17 protein-coding genes are annotated in these 14,246 nt (G+C 69.4%); 10 read left to right on the plus strand and 7 right to left on the minus strand.

Annotated elements, in window-relative coordinates; genetic code table 11:
* Positions 1 to 36 precede the first annotated feature (36 nt).
* On the minus strand, positions 37 to 216 hold the full coding sequence (locus AB0B50_RS38475) for a hypothetical protein (protein ID WP_362340722.1): 180 nt from the start codon (positions 214 to 216) through the stop codon (positions 37 to 39).
* 643 nt (positions 217 to 859) lie between these two features.
* On the opposite strand from AB0B50_RS38475, the gene AB0B50_RS38480 reads away from it, so the two are divergent.
* From AB0B50_RS38480 to AB0B50_RS38490, 3 genes are all read left to right on the plus strand, one after another.
* Positions 860 to 1,108: a hypothetical protein gene (locus AB0B50_RS38480; protein ID WP_362340723.1), complete on the plus strand. Its 249-nt coding sequence runs from the start codon at positions 860 to 862 to the stop codon at positions 1,106 to 1,108.
* Positions 1,109 to 1,117: 9 nt separating this feature from the next.
* Positions 1,118 to 1,882 (plus strand): SDR family oxidoreductase, encoded by a 765-nt coding sequence (locus tag AB0B50_RS38485; protein ID WP_362340725.1) that lies wholly within the window; start codon positions 1,118 to 1,120, stop codon positions 1,880 to 1,882.
* 122 nt (positions 1,883 to 2,004) lie between these two features.
* Positions 2,005 to 2,985: a GNAT family N-acetyltransferase gene (locus AB0B50_RS38490; RefSeq protein ID WP_362340727.1), complete on the plus strand. Its 981-nt coding sequence runs from the start codon at positions 2,005 to 2,007 to the stop codon at positions 2,983 to 2,985.
* Between the two features lie 14 nt (positions 2,986 to 2,999).
* Here AB0B50_RS38490 and AB0B50_RS38495 read toward each other — a convergent pair whose 3' ends face one another.
* The 3 genes from AB0B50_RS38495 to AB0B50_RS38505 all read right to left on the minus strand — a co-directional run bounded on the left by AB0B50_RS38495 (position 3,000) and on the right by AB0B50_RS38505 (position 4,529).
* Entirely contained in the window at positions 3,000 to 3,152 is a 153-nt protein-coding gene (locus AB0B50_RS38495; RefSeq protein ID WP_362340729.1) for a hypothetical protein, read from the minus strand.
* Between the two features lie 296 nt (positions 3,153 to 3,448).
* Positions 3,449 to 3,904, minus strand: a complete 456-nt coding sequence (locus tag AB0B50_RS38500; RefSeq protein WP_362340731.1) for a hypothetical protein — start codon at positions 3,902 to 3,904, stop codon at positions 3,449 to 3,451.
* A gap of 4 nt (positions 3,905 to 3,908) precedes the next feature.
* The gene (locus AB0B50_RS38505) at positions 3,909 to 4,529 is read right to left on the minus strand and encodes a hypothetical protein (RefSeq protein ID WP_362340733.1); all 621 of its coding nucleotides are present in this window, start codon (positions 4,527 to 4,529) and stop codon (positions 3,909 to 3,911) included.
* A 213-nt stretch (positions 4,530 to 4,742) separates the two neighbouring features.
* On the opposite strand from AB0B50_RS38505, the gene AB0B50_RS38510 reads away from it, so the two are divergent.
* From AB0B50_RS38510 to AB0B50_RS38530, 5 genes are all read left to right on the plus strand, one after another.
* Positions 4,743 to 6,161: an FAD-dependent monooxygenase gene (locus AB0B50_RS38510; protein WP_362340735.1), complete on the plus strand. Its 1,419-nt coding sequence runs from the start codon at positions 4,743 to 4,745 to the stop codon at positions 6,159 to 6,161.
* A 123-nt stretch (positions 6,162 to 6,284) separates the two neighbouring features.
* Entirely contained in the window at positions 6,285 to 6,920 is a 636-nt protein-coding gene (locus tag AB0B50_RS38515; protein WP_362340736.1) for a DUF6629 family protein, read from the plus strand.
* Between the two features lie 242 nt (positions 6,921 to 7,162).
* The gene (locus tag AB0B50_RS38520) at positions 7,163 to 7,618 is read left to right on the plus strand and encodes a peptidase inhibitor family I36 protein (RefSeq protein WP_362340738.1); all 456 of its coding nucleotides are present in this window, start codon (positions 7,163 to 7,165) and stop codon (positions 7,616 to 7,618) included.
* A gap of 54 nt (positions 7,619 to 7,672) precedes the next feature.
* Positions 7,673 to 8,506, plus strand: coding sequence for a M55 family metallopeptidase (locus AB0B50_RS38525; protein WP_362340740.1), 834 nt, complete (start codon positions 7,673 to 7,675; stop codon positions 8,504 to 8,506).
* A gap of 164 nt (positions 8,507 to 8,670) precedes the next feature.
* Complete coding sequence (locus AB0B50_RS38530; RefSeq protein WP_362340742.1) at positions 8,671 to 9,225, plus strand: EF-hand domain-containing protein; 555 nt, start codon at positions 8,671 to 8,673, stop codon at positions 9,223 to 9,225.
* 25 nt (positions 9,226 to 9,250) lie between these two features.
* Here AB0B50_RS38530 and AB0B50_RS38535 read toward each other — a convergent pair whose 3' ends face one another.
* Positions 9,251 to 9,973 carry an alpha/beta hydrolase gene (locus AB0B50_RS38535; RefSeq protein WP_362340744.1) on the minus strand — a complete coding sequence of 241 codons (723 nt, stop codon included), beginning with the start codon at positions 9,971 to 9,973 and terminating at the stop codon, positions 9,251 to 9,253.
* Between the two features lie 173 nt (positions 9,974 to 10,146).
* The gene (locus AB0B50_RS38540) at positions 10,147 to 10,356 is read right to left on the minus strand and encodes a hypothetical protein (RefSeq protein WP_362340746.1); all 210 of its coding nucleotides are present in this window, start codon (positions 10,354 to 10,356) and stop codon (positions 10,147 to 10,149) included.
* Between the two features lie 215 nt (positions 10,357 to 10,571).
* Here AB0B50_RS38540 and AB0B50_RS38545 point away from each other — a divergent pair, with 215 nt between their 5' ends.
* Together AB0B50_RS38545 and AB0B50_RS38550 are read left to right on the plus strand one after the other, a co-directional pair.
* Entirely contained in the window at positions 10,572 to 12,149 is a 1,578-nt protein-coding gene (locus tag AB0B50_RS38545) for a helix-turn-helix domain-containing protein (RefSeq protein ID WP_362340748.1), read from the plus strand.
* Between the two features lie 265 nt (positions 12,150 to 12,414).
* Complete coding sequence (locus tag AB0B50_RS38550) at positions 12,415 to 12,972, plus strand: dihydrofolate reductase family protein (protein ID WP_362340750.1); 558 nt, start codon at positions 12,415 to 12,417, stop codon at positions 12,970 to 12,972.
* A gap of 92 nt (positions 12,973 to 13,064) precedes the next feature.
* Here AB0B50_RS38550 and AB0B50_RS38555 read toward each other — a convergent pair whose 3' ends face one another.
* Positions 13,065 to 14,105 (minus strand): FAD-dependent oxidoreductase, encoded by a 1,041-nt coding sequence (locus tag AB0B50_RS38555; protein ID WP_362340752.1) that lies wholly within the window; start codon positions 14,103 to 14,105, stop codon positions 13,065 to 13,067.
* Positions 14,106 to 14,246: the final 141 nt, after the last annotated feature.

Consider the following 14,246-nt stretch of genomic DNA (forward strand, 5'->3'; position numbering starts at 1 on the left):
CTCTGCGTGCCCCCCCCGGGCGGTCAATCTGCCGGTCTATCTGCGTCGCACCGGAAGAATCTGGGCGAAGGCGCGTAAGACCGCCGCGCGTTCCTCCGGGGCGGTGCCTCGGAGTGCGATGGCGAGGGCCGTCAGAAACGTCACGGCGACCACGATGACGACCGCGAGCAGGACCTGGGGTGTTCCGGCGGTGAGTTGAACGAGGATGGTGGTCATGGGATTCCTCCGTCGGCAGGCAGGCCAGAGTTGCTGAGGGCGAGATCCAGAGATCCAGAGATCCAGATCCAGAGATCCAGATCCAGATCCAGAGATCCAGAGATCCGGACAACCGAGTGGCCGACGGAGACGCGACTGGCGTTGAGCAGAGCAGAGCAGAACGGAACGGCAGTGCCAGGCAGTCCGTTCGGTCTCAACGATGAGAAAGGCAGGGCGGCGTCTGCGATGGGCCCGGTCGGTCGGGATTACTTCCCGAGCGAGTAGGCGGCGCGCATGCGCCGAAGGTTCGCAGCCATGTCAACCACTCCCTGCGGTCGAACCCCATGACGGGTCCGGGCGGTACCGTGTCGCACCGCGCACTCACACCATGCCCTGTCTCCCACTCCGGGCGCCAGAGGGTAACTCCCTCTACGTGGTGGGGTGTTGCTCACACGTACCGCGTGCCGCCCTGAGTCGGAGGGCGGGGGCTCAATGAGTAGGTCTGTCCACCTTTCGGGCAGCGTTTCGTGCCCGTTCGGTGATGCGGGACTGCCCGTGGGGCTCTGGAGGCGTGCGGGCCCGACGCGTCAAGGTGGGGTGGTCGGTTCGTCCGGCATCTGAGCGTGACCAGCTCGGAAGGTGAAGGACAAACGAGGAGATAGCTATGAAGTCGTGGCGTACTCGTATCGGTGTCGGTCTCGCTGTCGGTGTGGCGGCGGTCGCCGTTCCCCTGACCAGCACCACCGCCTTCGCCGCCGCTCCTCCCGGTGCCGGCTGGGTTCCTGTGGGCGCCGAGGCCTACCCCTCCAAGGCGGCGTGCGAAGCGTCCGAACTTCCGAACGCTCACGCGAACGGATACAACGAGGTGTGGTGCGACGACAGCGAGCGCATCATGCCCATCTACTACCGCTGACACAGCGGCATGGGAAACCTCAACGGAAAGGTCGCACTGGTCACCGGCAGCAGCCGCGGCATCGGACGAGGCATCGCCGAACGCCTCGCCCGCGACGGCGCTCTGGTCGCCGTGCACTACGGCACCAGCGAGGCGGCGGCCCAGGAGACCGCCGCGGCCATCGGGGAGGCCGGTGGCCGGGCGTTCGTCGTCGGCGCCGAACTGGGCGTTCCCGACGACGTGGACACACTCGTGACCGGGCTGGAGGCCGGACTGCGCGCACACGGGGAATCGGCGATCGACATCCTGATCCACAACGCGGGGCTCAACCTCATGGGGCGACCGATCGAGGTTCTCACCCCCGAGGAATTCGACCGGATGATCGCGGTGAACATCAAGGCGCCGTTCTTCCTCACCCAGCGACTGCTGCCACGACTGCGTGACGGCGGCCGGATCATCAACATCTCTTCCGTCTCCACGCGTACGGCCTCTGCCCACGGCATCGGCTATCCGCTCACCAAGGGCGCACTCGAGGTCTTCAGCCACACCCTCGCCAAGCACCTCGGCCCTCGCGGAATCACCGTCAACTCCGTCTCGGTCGGCTTCACTCACACCGACATGACAGCCGACGTGATGGCCGACCCGGCGAACCTGGAGCGCAACATCAGCCTCACCGCCCTCGGTCGGATCGGCCGGGTCCCGGACATCGCCGACGCGGTCGCCTTCCTGGCCTCCGACGACGCCCGCTGGATCACCGGCACCAAGATCGACGTATCCGGCGGCGTCAATTTGTAGCAACCACAACGGCCAGGTCTCCTTGGCCTCCCCGCTCTTCGGCCCTGGCGTGCTCCCAACTCCCGGCACACGCCGCGAAATCCAGGTGTGAGCGGCCCCGCGCGTCGCCTATCGTGCCGACCATGGACGCGACGCCCGCCTGGCGGCCACTGGCACTGGAAGACGCCCCGGCCCTGGCCGAGTTGTTCGCCGCGGTGGAAGCGGCCGACGGAACCGACGAGCACTATGACGCCGAGGACCTCGCCGAGGAACTGGGCGACCCACACGTGGAGTTGACCCACGATTCGGTGGGAGTGTGGTCCGGCGGCGAGCTGATCGCCTACGCCAAGGTGAAGGGCTTGCCGGACGCGACCGACGTACACCTGGTGTACGTCGAGGGGGCCGTACGTCCCGACGTACGCGGCCGAGGCGTGGGCACCGACTTGGCCGACTGGCTGGTGAACCGGGCGACGCAGCGGCATGGCGAGCAGTTCCCGGACCTGCCGGGCGAGGCGCACATCCAACTGCACGCGCCGAACACCGCCAAACGCGCCCTGTTTCAGAAGGCGGGATTCGAGGCGCGGCGCTGGTTCTTCGACATGCGCCGCCCGCTGGAAGGGGGCTCGCCCGACGGGGGCTCGATCGTGGCGACGACCCCGTCGGACGGGCTGCGCGTCGTCCCCTTCACCGACGCGTACGACGACGCGACCCGGCTGGCGCACAACGAAGCCTTCCGTGACCACTGGGGACACACCCCGACCGCACCGGACCGCTGGCGTCACGGAGCCACCGGCGCCCGGTCGTTCCGGCCCGACGTGTCGTTCCTGGCGCTGGACGGGGAGGAGGTCGCCGGCTACCTCATCAGTCACGAGTACGACGCCGAGACCGCGATGACCGGCATCCGCGAATGCTGGATCGACAGACTCGGCACCCGCCCCGCCTGGCGCGGCACCGGCGTGGCCACCGCACTGCTCACCACCTGCCTGCGGGCCGGTCAGGAGCAGGGATATCGCAGGGCCGGCCTGAACGTGGACAGCGTCAACGCCAACGGCGCCCTGGGCCTGTACGAGCGCTGTGGCTTCCGTACCCGGCACACCTGGATCGGCTACGTGCGGCCGCTGTAGCGGAGGCTGCGCCGTCAGCGGCTGTCGCGTGCCGGCAGGACGAGTGTGGTGACGGCCGTGAGGATGGCGACGCAGAGGGTGCCGACCCCGCTGAAAGCGATGGTCCGCGGAAAGTCCTCGCGAAGCGCCGCGAAGACGGCTGCGGTCAGCGACGCGAGCGTGAACACGCAGAGCAGGGCGGTGGATCCGCGAAAGGCGAGTCTCCCGGCGCGTTGGCGTCGTGCCGCGCTGCGATCACAGCGCGGACAGCAGGCGCTCTGCGGGGAGAAGCCGGTCCGGGCGGAGATACGGACAGCGTCTGTAGCGGATCGAGCGGCCATGCGGGGGACGTTCGCCCCAACTGAGGTCTGCTTAACGGAAGATGTGCCATCGTGAGTCATATCAGTGCCCTTCGTGCAGGGGTGCTGGGCTGCCCGCTGCCGCCTGTCCTGGGAAGTTCCGACGGTGGCGGGCAGCCGGTCTGTTACCGGCTGGCCAAGTGTTCCCGGCTGCTGCCGCGAGCGGGCCGCAGAGAGGGTGACGTCGAGGGTTTGCCTCCGAGATAGCGGTATCGGGCCGTGATGGCGACGGCGGTCAGGGGGATGGCGAGGCCGACCGCGATTCCTCTGGTGGCCCAGACCATCGCGGTGGCGGTGATGCCTCCGGCCCAGAAGACGCTCTCCATCGTCCAGCGCGGGATGCGCTCGCGCAGGCGTGCCGCCTGTTCGCCCCACCAGGTGGTGGGGGCGGGGGCTCGTAGCGGGCGCGGCATGGGGTTTCCGCCGGCCCGTAGTCGCGTGACCTCTTCTCTGATGGCGATGCGGCGTTGGTCGGCGATGCCGGCCTGTTTGAGCATCTGCGTGAGGTCGTCGTTCGACCGTGGGGTACGTCCGCTGGGGCGGGCCCGTTGCTGCCGGTTCTGCAGCGATTCCCTGGTCACTTGATCATCCCCTTCTCATCTCGTAGGCGAGGAACTCGGTCAGTTCCCTGACGTCGACGCCGGCCTTGGTGAGGTCGCGCTTCGCCTTGTACTCGTAGCCCCGGAGCGTCGCCTCTCTTGCCAGGAGGGTGCGGGATGCCTCTCTCCAGCCGAGGCCGAAGACGGCCCGCGCCTGGAAGACCTCTTTGCGTTTCGCCGGGAGCCTGTCGGCCACGTACAACGCTTCGACGAGCGAACCGTGACGAGGCGCGTACTCGGCGTCCACCGCGGCGGCTTGTTCCGCGAACAGGGGCGCCAGGTCTTCGCAGACGACGGGGCAACCCTCGTGCGGGTCGGGCAGGTTCTCGCGGTACCAGGAGGAGAGGTCTATGACTGCCTCGTACAGGTGACGAGGGATGTCGCTCCGGCACTCCTCCCAGGCGGCGAAGACTTCGGCGACGGCCTGGCGGGTGACGGCCTCCATGTCGATGAGCGGGTGCCCGTAGGTGCAGTAGGCCTCGCGCTTCAACCAGTGGAAGTACTGGTCGAGGAGTTCGTCTTGGACCTTCTGGATCCGCGGCGGGAGAGGGTCCCGCCGCTGCCCCACAAGAACGCCCTCGCCGTCGCCCGAGTGTTCAAGGGTCACGGCGCTACCTCCTAGAGCCTCCGGCGGACGCCGGGTGACGCCCTTGTGGCCAAGAACCTATGCCCGGGTCTCCGGAAGTGTTTCTCCGCGGCGAACTGGGCAGGTCACACCCTGAATTGGACCGGTCTGAGGGTCCTGTCCGGTACGCCGCTTGTGCTGCGGGTCGTGGGGCCCGCAGGTTGGTCTCGACCCGACGCGGGAGAGGTTGTGGTCATGACGGCAGATGGCGGGGTCTGGGGGCGGGGCAGTCGTGCGGTGGTCCTGGGCGCGGGGATGGCCGGGATGCTGGCGGCTGGCGTGTTGTCGGGCCGGGTGGACGAGGTGGTGGTCGTCGACCGGGACCGCATGCCGCAAGGTGCCGGGCCACGCCGAGGACTGCCGCAGGCCCGTCACGTGCACATGCTGATGTGCGGCGGCGTGCGCACCATCGAGGCGCTGCTGCCGGGCACGGTCGAGGCGTGGCTGGCAGCGGGCGCGCGGCGGCTGGCGGTGACGGAGGAGATGGTCGTGCTGGGAGCCCAGGGCTGGTTCCCGCGCCGGCCGGGCCCGGACTTCCTCATGTCCTGTACGAGGGACCTGCTCGACGCGGTGGTGCGCGAGCGGGTCCTGGCCCTGCCGCAGGTGGTCCTGCGGGACGGCACCGAGGCAGTGGGGTTGCTCGGTGATCTGCACCGGGTCGCCGGAGTGAGCGTACGAGAGACGGACACGGGCACGGCCGAGGACCTGGAGGCGGACTTGGTCGTCGATGCCTCGGGCCGCGGCTCGCAGTCCGCGCGGCACCTCACCCGCCTGGGGCTGCCCGCCGTGCGGGAGGAGACGGTGGATGCCGGGCAGGTGTACGCCACGCGGCTCTTCCGGCCGCCGCCGGGCACCGAGCACTTTCCCTTCGTGAGCCTCCAGCCCGACGCGCGCTCCGGAAGCCCCGGCCGGATCGGTGTCCTGCAGCCGGTCGAGGACGGCGGGTGGTTGGTCACTGTGGCAGGCACCCGCGGGGCCGAACCCAGCGCGGACCGCGCGGAGTTCGAGCCCTTCGCCCGTACTCTGCGCGACCCGCTCCTGGCCGATCTGATCTCGCGCGCCGAGCCGTTGACCGACGTCCACCGCACCCGCAGTACCGCCAACCGGCGCCGCCGCTTCGAGCGGCTCCCCGCCGCCCCGGAAGGGTTCATCGTCCTGGGCGATGCGCTCGCGACCTTCAACCCCGTGTACGGGCAGGGTTTGTCGGTGGTCGCTCACGGCGCGGCTGCGCTGGACCGGGCGCTGCGCGAGCGGCGGGCCCACGCGGCGGGCTTCGCCCGGCATGTCCAGCGGTCGGTGGCCCGCGCCGCGGGAAGCCCCTGGGACCTGGCCACCGGCGAGGACCTCAACTATCCGGCCACCATCGGCAAGAGCCCGCCACCGGCGGCCCGACTGCTGCGCGGCTACACCCAGCGGATGATGCGGGCGGCGACCGGCAACCAAGCGGTCCTGCGGGCACTGACGGAGGTGATGACCCTGTCCGCGCCCCTGACCCGCCTGGTCAGGCCCGAGGTGCTCCTGGGTGTTGCCCGGGGGCCGGGCCGGGACGCGCCGCGGGGCCCGACGATCACGGCGGAGGAGCTGGCGCTGTGCGGGCTCGGCGGGCGGCCGTGAAGCGGAGGCCGGGGTCTCGCGCCCGTCGGGCCTGAGTACGACGCAGTACGACGCCCCGGACCGGTGTCGCCCCGCGGGCGCACCCGGCGCGCACCCGTGCCGGAGCGGCCGTAGCGTTGCTGTATGTGCTGGAGCGCGACGGCCGACCTCGTGGCGGGCACGGGCATCGCGGCCGTGGGCGTCGCTTCGGTGATCCTGGCGGCCCGGAACCCGCGCGACCTGCCCTTGGCCGCGCTGCCCCTCCTCCTGGGCGCCCACCAGATCATCGAGGCCGCGGTCTGGCGCAACGACGGCGGGACCGGACCCGCCACTTTGGCCTGGGCCGTCATCGCGCTCCCCCTGCTGGCAGCGTGGGTACCGGCGGCCGTGCTGTGCGCCGCGCCGCCGAGCGCCCGGCGTCGCCTGCTCATCCCACTGGCGGTGGGCGTCGCCACGGCGACGGCGCTCGCGTACGCGCTGGCGACCCGCACGGTGACGGCCGAGATCCGCGGGCACACCGTCGGATACGCCGTGGGGCTGCCCCAGCCGGAGCTGATCGTCATCGGCTACCTCATCGCCACGATCGGCTCCCTGCTTGTCTCCGGCGACCGGGGCCTCGTCCTGTTCGGCGCCCTGATCGCCGTCGGGGCCGGGGTGTCCGTCGTGCTGTGGCGGCAGGAGTACGTCTCGACGTGGTGCGCGGTCGCGGCGGTGTGCTCGGTCGTCCTGTTGTTCCGGGTCGGCGGACGTCGCCGCCAACGGACGTACGTAGGGGTCTAGTCGGCGGGTTCCCGGAGCCGCGATGCGGGTGTGGCGAGCCGGTCGAGATGGTGCAGGGAGTCGGCGAGGTGCTCACGCGGCGGCCGGAACCCGCCCGCGCGCCACCGCTGCCCCGGCGGCTGCAGCCTCGTACGCCTCGTCTCTTTGGCTGGATGGAGACTGCTGAAGTCACGCCTCCCCCGGAAGGGTCCGGACCAGCTCTTCCACAGCAGCCGGAACACCACCAAAAATCGGGGGCACTTGTGTCGGTAGGACGTCGCGCATGGGTGATGGCGCTCGCCACGGCGACCGCTTCGTTCGGTCTGCTCGTACCGTCGGCCACGGCCGGCGAGCGGGCCTGGGGTGGTTGCGATCCCGGAGACATCTGCGTCTACAACGGCCTCGACGGGCAGGGGGACGTGTGCGCCTGGGACGGCAACGACATCGACTGGTGGACCGAGGACGGGTCGGGCTCCAGCAAGTGGGTGTGCAAGTGGGCCCAGTCCTGGGATCCGCGGCCGGGGAAGGTCAAGTCGATCTGGAACCGCGGCAATGACGACGGCAGCCCCACGAGCGTCAAGTTCTACTTCAACAACAACTATCGGGACTACTACGCATGCGCGTACGGGGCGAAGAACGGCAAGCCCGGGTTCAAGGGGAACACCGGCCCCGACGCGGGAGTGAAGCTCCAGTCCCACAAGTGGGTTTCGAGCTGCTGAGGCTCTGATGTGCCGTGGCGGCATGCTGCGATCAGCCCGTAGGGTCCCTGAGTCATGAAGGTATTGATCTCAGTGGACATGGAGGGCATCTCGGGGATCGTGCATCCCACCGAGACGAATCCGGACCGCTACGACTACGAGCGCGGTCGCGCGCTGATGACGGCCGAGGCGAACAGCGTGATCGCCGGTGTGCTGGACGCCGAACCCACCGCCGTGGTGTGGGTCGCCGACGCGCATGGACCGTTCCGCAACCTGCTGCCGGAGCAACTCGACCGACGGGCGCGTCTGGTACGGGGCAAGCCGCGCCCTCTGGGCATGCTCGGCGGGCTCGACGAAGGCACCGACGCGGTCCTGCTCGTCGGCTACCACGCCCGCGCAGGCGGCGGCCCGGCCGTGCTGGCACACACCATGAACGACGGCATCCTCGACGTCCGTGTGGCCGGGCGTTCCATGGGCGAGATCGGTCTCAACGCCGCCATGGCCGGGCACCTGGGCGTACCGGTCGTGCTGCTCAGCGGCGACGACAGGGCCTGCGCCGAACTGCGTGACCTGGTGCCCTCCGCGGTCACCGTCGAGGTCAAGCAAGCACTCGGCCAGGGCGCCGCCGTCGCCCTCCACCCCGAGGAAGCGCGGGAGCGGATACGCCGGGCGGCCGCGGAAGCCGTCACCCGGCACGCTCAAGTCCCGCCACTGACCCGGGGCCTTGTCGGATCGCTCGACGTCGAGGTCGACCTGTCCGCGCCGGTCACGGTCGACCTGGCGACACTCGTGCCAGGCGTGTCGCGCGGTGAAGGCGGCCGGACGGTCGCCTTCACCGCCCCCGACTTCGCCGAGGCGTACCGCCTGGTCCTGCTGCTCGCACAGCTGGCGACCATCAAACCCGGTTAGGCCCCGATCCGGCTGGATACGCGGGCTGGATCGGCCTCAACAGGCCTGGCCCTCCCACTGCCTTGCTCCTAGCGTCTTGCGCAGGGGCGTGGTCGTGCGTCGTGCGCTTCGGCGGCAACGGCACGCCCGTCACAGGATGCGACGACCTGGAAAGGGGAGCGCGCATGACGGAGGACGTGAAGGCCCAGAAGTTCAGCACCCTCTTCCGCTGGTTCGACCAGAACGGGGACGACCGGCTCACCCACGACGACGTGCGGGAAATGACCGAGCTGTTCACCGGGTTGGCACGCGAGGACGACAAAGAGAATGCCGCGGCGATGCGGAACGCCTTCGAGACGTGGTGGCAGTTACTGCTTGACCACGGCGACTCCGACGGAAACGGGCGGATCTCCAGGCAGGAGTTCATCGCCGTCATGAAGGCGAATGTCACGGATCCCCGGCACTTCGAGGAAGCGGTGCTGGCGATCGTCGACGGGCTGATGCGGGCGCTGGACACCAACCAGGACGGGGTGCTGAGCCAGTCCGAGTACGTGCGCATGTACGACGCTCTGGGCATTCCCCCGGTGCACTCCGAGGAGGCGTTCCGCCTGCTCGACCGGGACGGAGACGGTTCGCTCAGCCATGCCGAATTCAGGGCCGCCATCACCGAGTTCTACTTGAGCGCCGACCCGAAGGCACCCGGCAACTGGCTGCTCGGCCCGTTCGACCAGCCCCTCTGAGACCGGCCGACGACCAGACCGTCCGTCACCGGCGTGCGCGGTCACAGGCTTCGGTGGAGGCGATGTCGCCGAGGAGGGCGGCCAGTTCGGCGGGTGCGGACAGGAAGGGCGAGTGTCCTGTGCCGATCCGTTCGACGTGCGAGGCGCGTGCGGACATCTGTTCCTGCAGTGCGGGCAGGAGTGCCTGGTCGCCTTCGCAGAGCACGTAGGTGGAGGGCACGTTCCGCCAGGCAGCGTGCGTCACCTGCTGCTGGAACGCCCGCACGCTCTGCTCCAGGAGTTGGCGGACGAGGTGCTCGGCCCGGTCGTCGGGCAGGTCTCCGTACAGTGACGTGCGGGGGTCGTCGAAGACGACGGGAGCGGTGCCGCTGAGATCTTCCTCCGAGGGGGTGGGGAAGCCGTGGATGGTGTTGAGGCTCTCACCCTCCGCCGGCACATAGGCCGCTAGGTAGACGAGGTGGACGACGTTCGTCGCGTCGGTGATTGCCTGGGTGGCCGGGATACCGCCGTAGGAATGGGCGATGACGACCACGGGGCCGTCGATCTTCCGCAGACGCGCGGCTATCTCCTCGGCGTCGTCGTGCATACCGGCAGTGGGGTCGGACTGCGGGCCGACACTGGGCAGGTCGAGCGCGTGGGACTGCCATCCGTCGGAGGCGAGGGCGTCCTGCAGGGCGGCCCAGCACGTGGAGCGGTGCCAGGAGCCGTGGACGAGGAGTAACGACGGGCGGACCGCGGCCGTGGACATGGCGGTGCTCCTGATGATCCGAGGCGAAAGGGAACCGGCGCTGCGACGGCAGCGTACCGGCCGAGCTCTGCCGAGCTGGTGGGCGGGGCTTCCAGGACCGAGACGCGATGGAGGGGCGGCCGCACGGCCTGCCACAGCACGCTCGGCGCTCCCCGCTCCGCACCGGCCGCGGCTCATTCGTCGTCTCCGATCACCTGGTTGAACAGGAGCAGCGAGGCGCCCAGCGCGCCTCCTCCCGCGAGAACGGCTTCGGCCAGTTCCTGGCCGGCCGCAACGGTCAGGGCGCCCACGCCGAGCGCTGTGAGCACCGCGAGCAGGATCACCAGTGCGGCGCGAGGGGTCAGCAGGTGATGGTGGGGCTCGGGGGGAGGGTTCTGGTTCACTTCTCTCCTTTTGCTTGGCTCGGAGCCACGGCAAAGGGCGTTCGTCCCCTGACAGCCACAGCGCCGATGCATCAAGCTGTCAGTAGGACGAAGCTCGCCCGACGTGGCCGAGATCTCCTCCGATCGCTCTTCAACTCTGCGGACGTTTTCCGGGTTGCCTGAAGCCCCGCAAGGCAGGTTGTCAGGCCCCCGCAAGCGAAATATGGGGGTAGTCGATGGACGCGCTGTCACCGCGGGAGCCCGACGAGGACGACGAGGGCGCACAGAAGTTGAAGCCGCTGTCCGACGAGATACAAGGAGCCCAGCGCGAGCTCCTGCTGATCGTGCGCGACCTGTACGAGCGCAGCGGTCTGACCCTGGAAGTGATGGCGCGCACGCTGCGGAAGTCGGGCAGCCACGTGTCGCACATGCTGGCCGGCCGCAGAAGGCTGCAGCGCGAGGCGGTCGAGCAGGTGCGGCAGTACTACGCGGCGAAGGCCGACCGGCCGGGCAGCAGGCTGGAGCCCCTGAGCCAGGAGCGGACGGAGAAGATCGAGGCACTGTGGCAGTCGCTCGAGGGGGAGAAGCGGCTGCTGGTCCGAGCCGGGGAACTGCGGGAGACGAGGAGGCAGCTGCAAGAAGCGGAGGAGCAGGCGGCCAAGGCTCTGGGCCTCGCCCAGAGCAGCGACGAGAGGTTGCAGGACAACATCGTCGAGCTCACCCGGGCCACGATCGGCCTCAAGCAGCTGAGCGAAGAGGTCGAACGAGCCTCCTCCCGCGTGTACGACCTGCAGGAGCGGCTCACCGACAAAGAGCAGTACATCGCCGACCTACGGGACGAGCTGGCCGAAGAACGCGGTGCCTGGGCCGCGGAAGAGGCCAAGACCAGGGCGAAGTTGCGGGAACACCACGAGACCGTCCAACGCCTGCATGCCCAGATCACCGCACTCACCGACCAGGTCGAAACGCTGAAGATGGAGAAGGCGACTGCCGAACGCGTGCTGCGCGCTGCCGAGTTGGAGCACGAGCACCACCAGCAGCAGTGGATGGCAGCGGCCGAAGGGCTCCGCCGGCAGACGGCCCGCGAGAGGGAGGCGCTGGCCCGGCAGGTCGACCAGCACAAGGAGGAACTCGCCTCCGAACGCGACAGGCGCCTGATGGCGGAGGTCGAGATGGCCCGCCTCCAACAACAACTGGCGGAAACCCTGGACCGGATGGAACACGCCGAAAGCACGGTCGCGGCAGGAAGCGGTGAGAGCACCCCCGCCAGTACCACGGCGACCGCTTCGGCCGACCCATCACTGCATGGCTACGAGAGGGAGATCCCGCCGGCTGTCATCGCCCTTGCCGATCAGGTGAAGGCGGCACACGACACAGGGGACACCTCATGGGTCGACCGACTGTTGTCCGTGGGCGGGGATGCGGCGGCGGACGAGATCCCGGTCCTGATCTCCTACCTCCGCCAGGAAGGCATGCTCCAGGAGGCGCACACCCTGCTCGTCGGTGCCGGGCAACGCCGCAGCGCCTCCGAAGTCGCCTCGGTGGTGGACGCCTTCCGTCGCACCAGCGGGATGGCCCGCGTCGACGGTGAAAGCGACGCGCGCGAGGTGATCCGGGCTTGCGCACTCCGCACGACCAGCGACCTGATCAGCGTCCTCAGGCAACTGAGCGGCGCCCGCCGAGACCTCTCGACCGCCGTACTCCAAGCCGCCGCGCAGCACCGCTATCCCGGCACGATCCCCCAACTGATCTCAGAACTGGAACTCGCCGGCAGGCACGAGGACGCCGAGGACATACGACGCTACCGCCACTAGCCCACTCGCCAGCACGCGACCTTTCGAATGAGGGGGAAATCGGCTGACGTGTCCGTCGAACGTGCCGTGATCGCCCAGCTGGGCGGAGCAACAGAGGTCGGCGAGTCGCGTGAAGACGCTGATGCACGGGAACTCCCGGAGGGGCTTGGCGGCCACCTTTGAGCCCTCATCTCCGAGACACGAGACAGAGGATTCCGCGAGCCGCGATGAGTCCTGCGGCATCCGGCGGTCGTACTGTCGAACCCGTCGCCGAGGAGGGCTTCTGATGCGCAAAGTGACGTACTCGATGAGCGTCTCACTGGACGGCTACATCGTCGGACCGGACGGTGGCTTCGACTGGACGGTGCCCGACGACGATGTCTTCCGCTTCTGGATCGACGAGATCCAAGAGGTCGGCGTCCACCTGCTGGGACGACGGCTGTACGAGACGATGCTGTACTGGGAGACCGCCGACCAGGACCCGTCGCTCGACAAGCTGGAGTGGGCCGCGCTCTGGAATCCGCTCCCCAAGGTGGTGTTCTCCACCACGCTGTCGGCGGTGCGGGGCGCTGCCCGCCTGGCCTCCGGCGGCCTGGCGGAGGAGATCGAGCGGTTGCGGGCCGAGCCGGGGGAGGGGGACATCGCGATCGGCGGAGCGACTCTCGCCGCCGAGGCGGCCGCGTCCGGTCTGATCGACGAGTACCAAGTCATGGTCTACCCGGTGCTGGTCGGCGGTGGCATTCCGTTCTTTCCCCGGCACGAGCGCCAGGTGGACCTCGAACTCGTCGAGACCCGCACCTTCAGCTCGAGGGTCGTGTACCTCCGCTACCGCGTGGCGCGTTAGTCGGCTCGTCCGCCGAGTGGCGGCGGTAGCAGGAGAAGGTCACGGCGGTGAGCGCAGAGGGCTCCAGAGGACCAATCCGCCGAACAGGGACGTCAGTTGGTGCGTGGGCGGCACCGCCGGAGCTCGGGTGCGGGTCTGCCGGTGGCGAGTTCGTCCGCGATGAGCCGGCCGGCGGTGGGCGCCAGGGTGACGGCGGAGTGCATGACGGCGACGTAGACGGTTCGGTCCTGTGTCGCGTATCCGATGAGGGGCCCGTGTGCGGGAATGGGGCGGATGCCGGTGCGGTAGCCCAGCAGGCGACACCGGTCGCCGCCGCCATGGAAGGCCGTCCGAAAGCGACGGAGTGCGGCTTGTACGGCCCGCTCAAGGGGTGCCGCGTGGTCTTCTACACGCGGCACCAGCAAGAGGTCGCCGTCCCGGACCTCACGGACCTCGAAATCGGGGCGGGCCACGACGGTCTTGACCAGGCCGGGCGGTGCCGTGATCCGCGCGAGGGTGGCAGGGGAGGCGGCGACGGGCAGCTCGGTCGGCAGCGGCTCGCAGAGCTTGGAGATGCCTGTTCCGGCAGTGAGCACGACAGTTGTGGCGGCGTGGGGGCCGGTCGACGACAGCACCCCCGCAACGCGTTCCCCCGACATGTGCAGCGAGGTAACGGCAGTGTCGTAGTGCACGGTTGCTCCGTGGGCACCGGCTGCGGCGACGAGTGCGTGGGTCAACGCCGTTGCGTCGACACCGGTGTCGCTGGGGATGTGGATCGCCTGGTCCGGAGGGCTTCGGAGGTTGGGTTCCAGGTCGGCGATGTCACGTCGCCCGACGCGGAACTGACCGGGCCCCAGCCGTGACGCCTGAGCCGGAGCTCCTCCCCAACTCAGCGAGCCGGTCCGGCGGATGGAGACGCCGGGCAGCTCCGCCTCCAGGCGTCGGTAGTCCGCCAGGACGTACTCGCGCAGGTCTTGCGCTCCGCCGGGCCAGTCGCGTCCGGACTCACCGACCCACGCGAAGGAGTCTCGGGTGACCCCGGCGGCCGGCGCCGCCCCCTGTTCGAGCAGGGTGACCGGGACACCCCGACACGCCAAGTGGTAGGCCACCGAGGCACCGACGATTCCCGCACCGACAACGACGACGGTCGACATGAGGTCCTTTCGATGGCCGGAGCGAGTCCCGGCCGCCTGTGAGGCAGCCGGTCCCGGCGTGACATTCCTCTGGCTACGGCTGCCCCTCCTTCACGCGCCTCAGGATAAAGGTGAACCATGCCCAGAGAAGGATGAATCCTG

The sequence above is a fragment of the Streptomyces sp. NPDC041068 genome, from assembly GCF_040647455.1.
Lineage (GTDB): Bacteria > Actinomycetota > Actinomycetes > Streptomycetales > Streptomycetaceae > Streptomyces.

Coding starts and splice junctions, on each gene's coding strand:
- AB0B50_RS38475 (WP_362340722.1), bottom strand. CDS start 216: ATGACCACCATCCTCGTTCAACTCACCGCCGGAACACCCCAGGTCCTG.
- AB0B50_RS38510 (WP_362340735.1), top strand. CDS start 4,743: ATGACGGCAGATGGCGGGGTCTGGGGGCGGGGCAGTCGTGCGGTGGTC.
- AB0B50_RS38480 (WP_362340723.1), top strand. CDS start 860: ATGAAGTCGTGGCGTACTCGTATCGGTGTCGGTCTCGCTGTCGGTGTG.
- AB0B50_RS38555 (WP_362340752.1), bottom strand. CDS start 14,105: ATGTCGACCGTCGTCGTTGTCGGTGCGGGAATCGTCGGTGCCTCGGTG.
- AB0B50_RS38525 (WP_362340740.1), top strand. CDS start 7,673: ATGAAGGTATTGATCTCAGTGGACATGGAGGGCATCTCGGGGATCGTG.
- AB0B50_RS38535 (WP_362340744.1), bottom strand. CDS start 9,973: ATGTCCACGGCCGCGGTCCGCCCGTCGTTACTCCTCGTCCACGGCTCC.
- AB0B50_RS38515 (WP_362340736.1), top strand. CDS start 6,285: ATGTGCTGGAGCGCGACGGCCGACCTCGTGGCGGGCACGGGCATCGCG.
- AB0B50_RS38490 (WP_362340727.1), top strand. CDS start 2,005: ATGGACGCGACGCCCGCCTGGCGGCCACTGGCACTGGAAGACGCCCCG.
- AB0B50_RS38485 (WP_362340725.1), top strand. CDS start 1,118: ATGGGAAACCTCAACGGAAAGGTCGCACTGGTCACCGGCAGCAGCCGC.
- AB0B50_RS38550 (WP_362340750.1), top strand. CDS start 12,415: ATGCGCAAAGTGACGTACTCGATGAGCGTCTCACTGGACGGCTACATC.
- AB0B50_RS38545 (WP_362340748.1), top strand. CDS start 10,572: ATGGACGCGCTGTCACCGCGGGAGCCCGACGAGGACGACGAGGGCGCA.
- AB0B50_RS38530 (WP_362340742.1), top strand. CDS start 8,671: ATGACGGAGGACGTGAAGGCCCAGAAGTTCAGCACCCTCTTCCGCTGG.